Source organism: Streptomyces sp. NPDC024698 (genome assembly GCF_055559015.1).
In genome coordinates, this window is the sequence record NZ_JBVHLK010000001.1 from 46,189 (window position 1) to 57,671 (window position 11,483).

Here is an 11,483-nt window from a genome sequence, read left to right on the forward strand (position 1 = left end):
TGTCGCGTTCTTGTCCACCCCTCGGACAGCGGCCCCTCCGGGACGCCCGCGCGGGTGTTCCGGCGCCGCTACGCCGTGCGCAGCCGCTCGGCGAACTCCGCCGCCGCCGCGCCCGGGTCGTCCGCCTCGGTGATCGCCCGGACGACGACGACCCGGCGGGCACCGGCTTCGAGCACCTCGTCCAGCCGGCCGAGGTCGATGCCGCCGATCGCGAACCAGGGACGGTCGGTGCCGAGGGCCGCCGTGTGGCGGACCAGGCCGAGTCCGGGTGCGTGGCGGCCGGGCTTGGTGGGGGTGGGCCAGCAAGGGCCGGTGCAGAAGTAGTCGACGCCCTCCTGGAAGGCGGCCGCCTCGGCCTCGGCCTCGGCGTGCGTGGAGCGGCCGACGAGCACCTCGTCGCCGAGGATCGCGCGGGCCGCGGGGACCGGGAGGTCGCCCTGGCCCAGGTGCAGGACGTCGGCGCGGGCCGCGTGGGCGACGTCCGCGCGGTCGTTGACCGCGAGGAGCCTGCCGTGCCGGGCGCAGACGTCCGCGAAGACCTGGAGGTGCTCCAGCTCCTCCCCCGCCTCCATGCCCTTGTCGCGCAGCTGCACGATGTCGACGCCGCCCGCGAGGACCGCGTCGAGGAACTCGGCGAGGTCGCCCTGGCGTCGGCGGGCGTCCGTGCACAGATAGACGCGGGCGTCGGCGAGGCGCTCCCGGGCGGTCGTGGCGGCGTACTCGGGCATGCGTGGGTCCCCCGTGGTCGGTGCGCGGGGAGCGCGGCGGCCGGAATGGTCCCGCCGTCGTGCTCCCCGTGCCGGACGGTCTCGAACAGGTCAGACGGCGAGCGCCTGGGCGCGGCGCTTCACCTCCGTGCCGCGATTCTCGCTCAGCGCCTGCGCGGGGGTGCCGGGCAGGGTCGGGTCGGGGGTGAAGAGCCACTCGAGGGCCTCTTCGTCGGAGAAGCCGTCGTCCCTCAGGAGCGTCAGGGTGCCGGCCAGGCCCTTGACGACCTTCTGCTCGTCCACGTCGATGAAGTCGGCGGGGACGTGCAGCGCGCGGTTCTCACCACGGCGTACGGCGATCAGCTGGCCTTCCCTGACCAGCTGCCGGACGCGTGTCACCTCGACGCCGAGCTGTTCGGCGATGTCGGGGAGGGTGAGCCAGGCGGGGACGAGAGCATCGATCTTTGCGTCAATCTCGGTCACGGGACAAGCCTGCCATCCCGCACCGACAGTCGGAAGCCGAGGGCGTCCGACCCGGGGTCTGGGATCAGGCCGTGGCGCCCTTCAGCGGCCTCGCCGGGTCCACGATCAGCTCCGGGTCCATGACCGCGCCCGCCTCGATCAGCCGGCGGCCCTGGGCCAGATCCCTCGGACGGCCCACCGCGAGGAGGGCGACGAGACGCGTCGCGCGCAGCCAGCACACCGACCAGGAGACGCCCGCGGGGTCGCCGCGCCACACCAGGGTGTCGGCGGGGGTGTGGTGGCCGACGTACTGCACGAAGCGGCCGAACTGCTCGGACCAGAAGTAGGGCACCGGGTCGTAGGCGGCGGGTGTCTCCCCGACGATGTTCAGGGCGACCGTGCGGGGGCCCTGGAGGGCGTTGTCCCAGTGGTGGACGAGGAGGCGTTCCCCGTAGCGCCCGGACGGGAAGGAGGCGCAGTCGCCGACCGCGTAGACGTCCGGCAGGGAGGTGCGCAGATGGTCGTCGGCGACGATCTCCCGGTGGGCGCCGAGTTCGATGCCGGAGCCGGCGGTCCAGGCGGTGGCGGGGCGCGCGCCGATCCCGACCACGACGGCGCCCGCGGGCACCCGGGATCCGTCGTCCAGGACCACCGCGCCCGGCTCGACGCGCTCCACTCTCGCGCGGGTGCGCAGCGAGGCCCCGCTGTCCGCGTACCAGGCGGCCATCGGGGCGGCGACCTCGGCCGGCAGCGCGCCGGCGAGCGGCCGGTCGGCGGCCTCGACGACGGTGACCGCGCAGCCCGCCTCCCGGGCGGCCGTGGCGAACTCGGCGCCGATCCAGCCCGCTCCGACCACCACGATGTCGTGCTGCCGTGCGAGAACGGGACGCAGCCGGTCCGCGTCGTCCAGGGTGCGCAGCAGATGCACTCCGGGCATGCCCTCGGCGCCGGGGAGCCGGATCGGCTCGGCCCCGGTGGCGACGACCAGGACGTCGTACGGGACGGGTCCCGCGGCGGTGTCCAGTTCGTGCTCGCCGGGGCGCACGCCGAGCGCCTCATTGCCCAGCCTGAGATCGATGTCCAGGGACTCGAAGTCGACGTCGAAGGCGGAGCCCTCGGCCTTGCCGAGCAGGACGGCCTTGGAGAGCGGCGGCCGGTCGTAGGGCTGATGCGGCTCCGCGCCGATCAGTGTGACGGTGCCCGTGAAGCCCTGTTCGCGCAGGGCGACCGCGGTCTGTACCCCGGCCATGCCCGCGCCCACCACGACGACCCGTCGTGCCGCGGTGCTCCGCGACGGGGACTGTGCCTGCGTCTGATCGCTCACCCGGTCACCATAGACACGTGACGATCCGTCAGTCAGCGGACGTGCGCGGTGACCTGTTCCACACGACCGGTGCCGGGCGCTTCCCCGGCCGCGCCCCTCCCGGCGCCGGGGGCGCGGACGGGGCGGCGGGCGGTGGCGCCACGGGCGCGGGCTCCCTTACCGGCACGGACGGGGGCGGGCTAGGGTGGCCGACGTAAAGCACTCGCGGGAGCCCGGACGCACCGGGCTGAGAGGGAGGCTGGGCGGCCTCCGACCGTACGAACCTGATCCGGGTCATGCCGGCGAAGGGAGGGGCTGGACGCCCATGCTGTCTGCACGTACGTCGGACGTCCTCGTCGTCGGGGGCGGGATCATCGGTCTGGTGACGGCCTGGCGGGCCGCGCAGCGCGGGTTCACGACCGCGCTCGTGGACCCCGAGCCGGGCGGTGGGGCCGCCCAGGTCGCGGCCGGGATGCTGGCCGCCGTCACGGAGCTGCACTTCGGCGAGGAGACCCTGCTGGGCCTCAACCTCGCCTCGGCGCGCCGCTATCCGGACTTCGCCGCCGAGCTCACCGAGGCGAGTGGCCAGGACCTCGGCTACCGCAGGTCGGGCACGCTGGCCGTCGCGCTGGACGCCGACGACCGCGCCCATCTGCGGGAACTGCACGCGCTCCAGGTCCGGTGCGGGCTGGAGTCGGAGTGGCTGAGCGGCCGGGAGTGCCGCCGGCTGGAGCCGATGCTCGCGCCCGGCGTGCGCGGAGGCCTGCGCGTGGACGGCGATCACCAGATCGACCCGCGGCGCCTCGCGCGCGCCCTGGTCACCGCGTGCGAGCGGGCCGGGGTGAGCGTGCACCGGACCTGGGCGGAGCGTCTGACCGTCGTACGGGAACGGGCCGCCGGGGTCGTCACCGCCGAGGGCACCGAGCTCGGCGCGGACCGGGTGGTGCTCGCCGGGGGCAGCCTCAGCGGGCGTCTGGCGGGCGTCCCGGACGAGGCCGTGCCGCCGGTGCGCCCGGTCAAGGGGCAGGTACTGCGGCTGACCGTGCCCGGGCCGTACGCCCCGTTCCTCAGCCGGACCGTGCGGGCCGTCGTGCGCGGCAGCCACGTCTATCTGGTGCCGCGCGAGAACGGCGAACTCGTGGTCGGGGCGACCAGCGAGGAGCTGGGCTGGGACACCACGGTGACGGCCGGCGGCGTGTACGAGCTGCTGCGCGACGCGCACGAACTGGTCCCCGGGATCACCGAACTGCCGCTCACCGAGACCCGCGCGGGGCTGCGCCCCTGCTCGCCCGACAACGCTCCGCTGCTCGGCCCGAGCGCCTTGGACGGCCTGCTGCTGGCCACCGGCCACCACCGCAACGGTGTGCTGCTGACGCCGGTGACAGGCGACGTGATGGCCCATGCCCTGACCACCGGCGAACTCCCCGCCGAGGCCCGCCCCTTCACCCCGCTGCGCTTCGGCGCCACGGCCCGCACGGAGCTGCCCGTATGAACATCGTCGTCAACGGGGAGCTCCGGCGGATCGCCGCGGGTACCGCGCTGGATGCGCTCGTCGCGACCCTCACCCCGTCGTCGTCCGGGGTGGCCGCCGCCCTGAACGAGACCGTCGTCCCGCGCGCGCGGTGGTCGTCCACCGCGCTCGCCGAGGGCGACCGCGTCGAGGTCCTCACCGCCGTCCAAGGAGGCTGACCCATGGCAGACGATCCCTTCGTCCTCGGCGGTACGGCCTACGGGTCCCGGCTGATCATGGGGACGGGCGGCGCGCCCAGCCTCGACGTGCTGGAACGCTCCCTGGTGGCGTCCGGCACGGAGCTGACGACGGTCGCGATGCGGCGCGTCGACGCGTCCGTGCACGGTTCGGTCCTGTCGGTGCTGGCCCGTCTCGGCATCCGGGTCCTGCCGAACACGGCCGGCTGCTACACCGCGGGCGAGGCCGTGCTGACCGCCCGTCTGGCGCGCGAGGCGCTGGGCACCGATCTGGTGAAGCTGGAGGTCATCGCCGACGAGCGCACCCTGCTGCCCGATCCGATCGAGCTGCTGGACGCGGCGGAGACACTGGTCGACGACGGTTTCACCGTGCTGCCGTACACGAACGACGACCCGGTGCTGGCGCGGAAGCTGGAGGACGTGGGCTGTGCGGCGATCATGCCGCTCGGCTCGCCCATCGGGTCCGGGCTCGGGATCCGCAACCCGCACAACTTCGAGCTGATCGTCGAGCACGCGCGGGTGCCGGTGATCCTGGACGCGGGGGCGGGTACGGCCTCGGACGCCGCGCTCGCGATGGAGCTGGGGTGCGCTGGGGTGATGCTCGCCTCCGCGGTGACCCGGGCGCAGGAGCCCGTGCTGATGGCGGGGGCGATGCGGCACGCGGTGGAGGCGGGGCGGCTGGCGCGGCGGGCGGGGCGCATCCCCCGGCGGCACTTCGCCAGGGCGTCCTCCCCCGTGGAGGGCATGGCGGAACTGGACCCGGAGCGCCCGGCGTTCTGACCTCACGGGGCGTGCGCCCGGAGCGCCCGGCGCTCGAACCGGCCGGGGCGGAGCCCTGCGCTCCGGCCGCCCGGGGCGCCCGGCCGCGCTCCGAGCGCCGGGACACCCGCCGTCGGTTTCCGGCCGGGGCCCGCGCAGGTTGTCGTGTTGTGGCCTTGCGGTGACAGACGGGGGCTGATCGGACATCTGTGCGACGAACGGATCTTCGTACGGGCCGCGCTCGTCACAGCTCGGATGCAGTCGGGCCCCTGAATCGCCCGAACGGGGCGCCGTGACAGTGGCGGCTCGTAGACTCACCTGCGTGGATACGACCCTTCAGGACCCGCTTGTCGGACACGTGCTCGACGGCCGGTATCGCGTCGAGGCACGGATCGCCGTCGGCGGCATGGCCACGGTCTACAGGGCCTTGGACACCCGCCTCGACCGTGTGCTCGCGCTCAAGGTGATGCACCCGACGCTCGCCGCCGACGCCTCGTTCGTCGAGCGGTTCATCCGCGAGGCCAAGTCGGTGGCACGGCTGGCGCACCCGAACGTGGTGCAGGTCTTCGACCAGGGGGCGGACGGGTCGTACGTCTACCTGGCCATGGAGTACATCGCCGGGTGCACCCTGCGCGACGTGCTGCGCGAGCGCGGCGCCCTCCAGCCGCGGGCCGCGCTCGACATCCTGGAGCCGGTGCTCGCGGCGCTCGGCGCCGCCCACCGCGCCGGGTTCGTGCACCGTGACATGAAGCCGGAGAACGTCCTGATAGGGGACGACGGCCGGGTCAAGGTCGCGGACTTCGGCCTCGTGCGCGCCGTGGACACGGTGACCAGCACGACGGGCACCGTCCTCGGCACCGTGTCGTACCTCGCCCCCGAGCAGATCGAGCACGGCACCTCCGACACCCGGGTCGACGTCTACGCCTGCGGAGTCGTCCTGTACGAGATGCTCACCGGCGCCAAGCCGCACACCGCCGACTCCGCCGCCCAGGTTCTCTACCAGCACCTCCACCAGGACGTGCCGCCTCCCTCGGCCGTCGTGCCGGGTCTGGCGTACGCGCTGGACGAGCTGGTCACCGCGGCCACGGCCCGCAATCCCGAACTCCGTCCCGGCGACGCCGTGGCGCTGCTCGGCCAGGTCCTGGAGGCGCGGGCCGGTCTCACCGCCGAGCAGCTCGACGCGGTTCCGCCGGGCGCCCTGTCCGTGGGCCACGACAACGCCGACGACCGTACGAGCGTGATCCCGCGCTCGCTGTCCGTCCCCCGGCTGCTGCCGGTGAACGAGGACGACGGCGCCGTCGACCGGACCAGCCGGTTCGAGCAGAGCAGCCCCTTCACCACCGCGCCGGTCATGCCCGCGCAGCCTCCGGGCCCGCGGCCACGGCGCGGGATGTTCCTGGTCGTCGCCGCGATCGTGCTGGTCCTCGGCCTCGGCGCCGGTGTCTGGTACATCAACTCGGGCCAGTTCACCAAGGTCCCGCCCGTCCTGGCGAAGTCGGAGCAGCAGGCCAGGAAGCAGCTCCAGGGCGCCGGGCTCGACGTCAAGGCGGTCAGACACGCCTACAGCGACACCGTGAAGCGGGGCACGGTCATCAGCACCGACCCGGGTGTCGGCCAGCGGATCCGCGACAACGACTCGGTGACACTGACCGTCTCCGACGGCCCCAGGACCGTGAAGGTGCCGGACCTGAAGGGAATCGCGCTGTTCAAGGCGAAGGACGTGCTCAAGGGTGACGGGCTCGCCCCTGGCATGGTCACGCGCGCGTTCAGCCAGGACGTGCTCAAGGGCTTCGTGATCGGTACGGATCCGGCCGCGGGCACCGAGCGGCACTCGGGTTCGGCCATCGCGATCGTCGTGAGCAAGGGCGCTCCCGTGGACCTGCCCGACGTGACCGGCTTGTCCGTCGAGGACGCCACCACGCAACTGGAGGGCGCGGGTCTGAAGGTGAGGATCGCCGCGGAGCGGGTCAACTCGGAGTTCGACAAGGGGCAGGTCGCCCAGCAGTCCCCGGGCGCCGGGGGCGAGGCCGCCACGGGCGACACGGTGACGCTGACGCTCTCCAAGGGCCCCGAGATGGTCGAGGTCCCGGACGTCGTGGGCGACAGCGTGGACGACGCCAAGAAGGCGCTGGGGGACGCCGGGTTCAAGGTCGACGAGGACCGCGGACTGCTCGGGCTCTTCGGCGACACCGTCAAGAAGCAGTCGGTGCACGGCGGTGACACGGCGCCCAAGGGCTCGACGATCACGATCCAGATCCGCTGAGCACAGCCGCCGGGACCGGGGGACACGGGTCCGCCCGCGGGGTGCCTGGCGGCGCGTGACACCCTGGCGGGTGTGACCGGCAAGAAGCTCCGCAACCCCGTCGGCGGCCACGTCCCCGTGGCCGGCGGCCTCAGCTCCGTGGGCCTGGCCTACGCCCGTGACCTCGCGGCCGAGACCGTGCAGGTCTTCGTCGCCAACCCGCGCGGCTGGGCGACTCCCGCGGGGAACCCGAAGCAGGACGAGGACTTCCGCGCCGCGTGTGCCGCCGGTTCGATCCCCGCGTACGTCCACGCCCCGTATCTGATCAACTTCGGCTCGCACACCGAGGCGACGGTCGAGAAGTCGGTGGAGTCGCTGCGGCACTCACTGCGGCGCGGGCGGGAGATCGGCGCCCTCGGGGTGGTCGTGCACACCGGCAGCGCCACCGGCGGCCGGGAGCGCTCCGTCGCCCTGAAGCAGGTCCGCGACCGTCTGCTGCCGCTCCTGGACGAGCTGACCCACGACGACGACCCGTTCCTCCTGCTGGAGTCGACGGTCGGCCAGGGCGCCTCCCTGTGCTCGCGCACCTGGGACTTCGGGCCCTACTTCGAGGCCCTGGACGCCCACCCCAGGCTGGGCGTCTGTCTCGACACCTGCCATATCTTCGCGGCGGGCCACGACCTGACCGGACCGAGCGGCATGCACCAGACCCTCGATCTGCTGGTCGACACCGTCGGCGAGGGACGGCTGAAGCTGATCCACGCCAACGACTCCAAGGACGTGGTCGGCGCACACAAGGACCGCCACGAGAACATCGGCTCCGGCCACATAGGCGAGGACCCGTTCCGCGCCCTGATGACGCATCCCGCGACGGAGGGCGTTCCGCTGATCATCGAGACGCCCGGCGGGAAAGAGGGCCACGCGGCCGATGTGGAGCGGCTGAAGAAGCTCCGCGACGGCTGAGCCCGGGGCCCGGGAGCGGGTGCCCGGAGTGCGGCGGGGCTCGGAGTGCGCGGCCGGGAGCGAGGGCTCAGAGTTCGGGGCCGTCCCCGGGTTCCTCCTGGTAGGAGTAGCGCTGCTCGCGCCACGGGTCACCGACGTTGTGGTAGCCGCGCTCCTCCCAGAAGCCGCGGCGGTCGGCGGTCATGTACTCGACGCCGCGGACCCACTTGGGGCCCTTCCACGCGTACAGATGCGGGACGACCAGGCGCAGCGGGAACCCGTGCTCGGCCGTCAGCAGCTCGCCGTCCTTGTGGGTGGCGAAGATGGTGCGCTCGGAGGCGAAGTCCGCGAGGCGCAGGTTGGAGCTGAAGCCGTACTCGGCCCAGACCATCACATGGGTGACGGTCGGCGCGGGCGGGGCTATCTCCAGGATCGCCCGGGCGGGCACCCCACCCCATTCGGCCCCCAGCATGCTGAACTTCGTCACGCAGTGCAGATCGGCCACGACGGAGGCGTACGGGAGGGCGGTGAACTCCTCGTGGTTCCAGCACTGCTTCCCGCCGTCGGCGGTGGCGCCGAAGACCCGGAACTCCCAGCGCTCGGGGCGGAACTTGGGGACGGGCCCGTAGTGCGTGACCGGCCAGCCGCGCTGAAGCCGCTGTCCCGGCGGAAGCTCCGACTGGGCCGTTCCTCCTGACGCGCGCTCCACCGGCTGACCCATGACTCCATCCTGACAGACCCGGAACAGTGCCCATGACCAGCACAGTCCGGATCGGGGCAACTCGGAGTAAGCGTGCACTTACTGGACGCTCCGGGACACCGGTGCAAGGATGCGGCGCAATCTGCCCAGTACCCCGCTTGGAAGGAGCCTCTGCGATGCAGGGCGACCCCGAGGTCATCGAATTCCTCAACGAGCAGCTGACCGGTGAGCTGACCGCGATCAACCAGTACTTCCTGCACGCGAAGATGCAGGAGAACTTCGGCTGGACGAAGCTCGCGAAGTACACCCGGCACGAGTCGTTCGACGAGATGAAGCACGCGGAGGTGCTCACCGACCGCATCCTCTTCCTGGACGGGCTGCCGAACTACCAGCGGCTCTTCCACGTCCGGGTGGGGCAGACCGTCACCGAGATGTTCCAGGCCGACCGTCAGGTGGAGGTCGAGGCGATCGACCGCCTCAAGCGCGGGATCGAGGTGATGCGCGCGAAGGGCGACATCACGTCGGCCAACATCTTCGAGTCGATCCTCGAGGACGAGGAACACCACATCGACTATCTGGACACGCAGCTGGAACTGGTCGAGAAGCTCGGTGAGGCGCTGTACCTCGCGCAGCTGATCGAGCAGCCGGAGAGCTAGGGCCTGCCTTGCGACCTGATCCAAACGACAGGCCCTAGGCGGCTTCCCTGCGGTCGGCCCCCGCGTGTTCGAGGACTTCGGAGAGCACCGGCATGCCCTGGTCCGCCAGCTCACGGCGCGGGCACGAGCCCCTGCCCAGCAGCGCCTGGATCCGGCGCACGCACGAACCGCAGTCCGTGCCCGCCTTGGAGGCCGAGGCTATCTGCCGAGGAGTGCAGGCGCCGTCCTCCGCGTGCTTCTTCACCTGCTGTTCGGTGATCCCGAAGCAGCTGCATACGTACACGCGGTCCACCTCCCGCCGGAATCGTTGGGTCGTGCCGTCCCGATGATCGGTGAGGCTAACCTAACCTTACCCGCCGCGCAGAAACCGCAAAAGTGGCGTGGGGCGCGGATCGTATGTGATCCGCGCCCCACTTCAGGTGCCGGTAACAGGCTCGGAGCCTGTTGATCTGCTACTGGTCGCGGTACATCTCGGCGACGAGGAAGGCCAGGTCAAGGGACTGGCTGCGGTTCAGACGGGGGTCGCAGGCCGTCTCGTAGCGCTGGTGCAGATCGTCGACGAAGATCTCGTCGCCGCCGCCCACGCACTCGGTGACGTCGTCACCGGTGAGCTCGACGTGGATGCCGCCCGGGTGCGTGCCCAGACCCTTGTGGACCTCGAAGAAGCCCTTGACCTCGTCGAGCACGTCGTCGAAGCGGCGGGTCTTGTGGCCCGAGGCCGCCTCGAAGGTGTTGCCGTGCATCGGGTCGGTCACCCAGGCCACGGTCGCGCCGGAGGCGGTGACCTTCTCGACCAGCTCGGGCAGCTTGTCGCGGACCTTGTCCGCGCCCATGCGCACGATGAAGGTGAGCCGGCCCGGCTCGCGGTCCGGGTCGAGGCGGTCGATGTACTGGAGCGCCTCCTCCGCCGTCGTCGTCGGGCCGAGCTTGATCCCGACGGGGTTGCGGATCTTCGACGCGAACTCGATGTGCGCCCCGTCCAGCTGGCGGGTGCGCTCACCGATCCACACCATGTGGCCCGAGACGTCGTACAGGTTGCCGGTGCGCGAGTCGACGCGGGTCAGCGCCGACTCGTAGTCGAGGAGCAGCGCCTCGTGCGAGGAGAAGAACTCGACGGTCTTGAACTCCTCCGGGTCTGTGCCGCAGGCCCGCATGAAGTTCATCGCGTTGTCGATCTCACGCGCGAGCTGTTCGTAGCGCTGACCGGACGGGGACGACTTCACGAAGTCCTGGTTCCAGGCGTGCACCTGGCGCAGGTCGGCGTAACCGCCGGTGGTGAAGGCGCGCACCAGGTTGAGCGTGGAGGCGGACGCGTTGTACATCCGCTTCAGGCGCTCGGGGTCCGGGATGCGGGACTTCTCGTCGAAGTCGAAGCCGTTGACCGAGTCGCCCCGGTAGGTCGGCAGGGTCACGCCGTCGCGGGTCTCGGTGCCCTTGGAGCGGGGCTTGGAGTACTGGCCGGCGATCCGGCCGACCTTCACCACGGGAACCGAGGCGGCGTACGTGAGGACGGCGCCCATCTGGAGCAGCGTCTTGAGCTTGTTGCGGATGTGGTCCGCCGACACGGCGTCGAAGGCCTCGGCGCAGTCGCCGCCCTGGAGAAGGAACGCCTCTCCCTTGGCGACGGACGCCATCCGGGCGCGCAGCTGGTCGCACTCGCCCGCGAAGACGAGCGGCGGATACGACTCGAGGTCCGCGATCACATCGCGCAGAGCCTCGGCATCGGGGTACTCGGGCTGCTGCGCCGCGGGCAGGTTTCGCCAGGTGTTGCCAGCGCTCGCGCTGGGCTTAGCGTTCACGGTCACCCGGACAACACTACGGGGTCGTGTCGGGCGTCCCGTCCACATGCTCATCAAGTGAGACGAACCGCGCTCGATCGGTGACTCCCCGGGCGGGGGGGGGGGGGGGGGGGGGGCGGGGGGGGGGGGGGGGGGCCGGGGGGGGGGGGGCGGCGGGGGGGGGGGGTGCGGGGGCGGGGGGCGGGGGGTGGGGAGGGCCCGCGGCC

12 protein-coding genes and 1 riboswitch are annotated in these 11,483 nt (G+C 72.2%); of the genes, 6 read left to right on the top strand and 6 right to left on the bottom strand.

From position 1 onward, the window contains the following. Window positions 1-68: 68 nt before the first annotated feature. From thiE to ACZ4AA_RS00210, 3 genes are all read right to left on the bottom strand, one after another. Window positions 69-728, bottom strand: a complete 660-nt coding sequence (thiE, locus tag ACZ4AA_RS00200; RefSeq protein WP_467592866.1) for a thiamine phosphate synthase — start codon at window positions 726-728, stop codon at window positions 69-71. Between the two features lie 90 nt (window positions 729-818). Then, the gene (locus ACZ4AA_RS00205) at window positions 819-1,190 is read right to left on the bottom strand and encodes an Rv2175c family DNA-binding protein (protein WP_467592868.1); all 372 of its coding nucleotides are present in this window, start codon (window positions 1,188-1,190) and stop codon (window positions 819-821) included. Window positions 1,191-1,254: 64 nt separating this feature from the next. Further along, window positions 1,255-2,493, bottom strand: coding sequence for an NAD(P)/FAD-dependent oxidoreductase (locus ACZ4AA_RS00210; protein ID WP_467592870.1), 1,239 nt, complete (start codon window positions 2,491-2,493; stop codon window positions 1,255-1,257). Window positions 2,494-2,687: 194 nt separating this feature from the next. Next, window positions 2,688-2,800: riboswitch (TPP riboswitch) on the top strand. Between ACZ4AA_RS00210 and thiO the strand changes: the two genes are divergently transcribed. From thiO to ACZ4AA_RS00235, 5 genes are all read left to right on the top strand, one after another. Continuing rightward, on the top strand, window positions 2,798-3,964 hold the full coding sequence (gene thiO, locus ACZ4AA_RS00215) for a glycine oxidase ThiO (RefSeq protein WP_467592873.1): 1,167 nt from the start codon (window positions 2,798-2,800) through the stop codon (window positions 3,962-3,964). It overlaps the preceding riboswitch by 3 nt. Continuing rightward, window positions 3,961-4,161, top strand: coding sequence for a sulfur carrier protein ThiS (thiS, locus tag ACZ4AA_RS00220; RefSeq protein ID WP_467592875.1), 201 nt, complete (start codon window positions 3,961-3,963; stop codon window positions 4,159-4,161). Before thiO ends, thiS begins: the two co-directional genes overlap by 4 nt. A 3-nt stretch (window positions 4,162-4,164) precedes the next feature. Beyond that, window positions 4,165-4,959, top strand: coding sequence for a thiazole synthase (locus ACZ4AA_RS00225; RefSeq protein WP_467592878.1), 795 nt, complete (start codon window positions 4,165-4,167; stop codon window positions 4,957-4,959). Window positions 4,960-5,260: 301 nt separating this feature from the next. Beyond that, window positions 5,261-7,201: a Stk1 family PASTA domain-containing Ser/Thr kinase gene (pknB, locus tag ACZ4AA_RS00230; protein WP_467592881.1), complete on the top strand. Its 1,941-nt coding sequence runs from the start codon at window positions 5,261-5,263 to the stop codon at window positions 7,199-7,201. Between the two features lie 72 nt (window positions 7,202-7,273). Then, window positions 7,274-8,143: a deoxyribonuclease IV gene (locus ACZ4AA_RS00235; RefSeq protein WP_467592884.1), complete on the top strand. Its 870-nt coding sequence runs from the start codon at window positions 7,274-7,276 to the stop codon at window positions 8,141-8,143. A 67-nt stretch (window positions 8,144-8,210) separates the two neighbouring features. Here ACZ4AA_RS00235 and ACZ4AA_RS00240 read toward each other — a convergent pair whose 3' ends face one another. Continuing rightward, a complete protein-coding gene (locus tag ACZ4AA_RS00240; RefSeq protein ID WP_467592888.1) occupies window positions 8,211-8,843 on the bottom strand; it encodes a sulfite oxidase-like oxidoreductase in 633 nt (210 codons plus the stop codon). Window positions 8,844-8,998: 155 nt separating this feature from the next. Between ACZ4AA_RS00240 and bfr the strand changes: the two genes are divergently transcribed. Then, a complete protein-coding gene (gene bfr / locus ACZ4AA_RS00245) occupies window positions 8,999-9,478 on the top strand; it encodes a bacterioferritin (RefSeq protein WP_351867538.1) in 480 nt (159 codons plus the stop codon). 34 nt (window positions 9,479-9,512) lie between these two features. On the opposite strand, the gene ACZ4AA_RS00250 is transcribed toward bfr, so the two are convergent. Both ACZ4AA_RS00250 and ACZ4AA_RS00255 read right to left on the bottom strand, forming a co-directional pair. Next, on the bottom strand, window positions 9,513-9,770 hold the full coding sequence (locus ACZ4AA_RS00250; protein WP_467592890.1) for a (2Fe-2S)-binding protein: 258 nt from the start codon (window positions 9,768-9,770) through the stop codon (window positions 9,513-9,515). Window positions 9,771-9,930: 160 nt separating this feature from the next. Then, window positions 9,931-11,283 (bottom strand): class II 3-deoxy-7-phosphoheptulonate synthase, encoded by a 1,353-nt coding sequence (locus ACZ4AA_RS00255; protein ID WP_467592892.1) that lies wholly within the window; start codon window positions 11,281-11,283, stop codon window positions 9,931-9,933. Window positions 11,284-11,483: the final 200 nt, after the last annotated feature.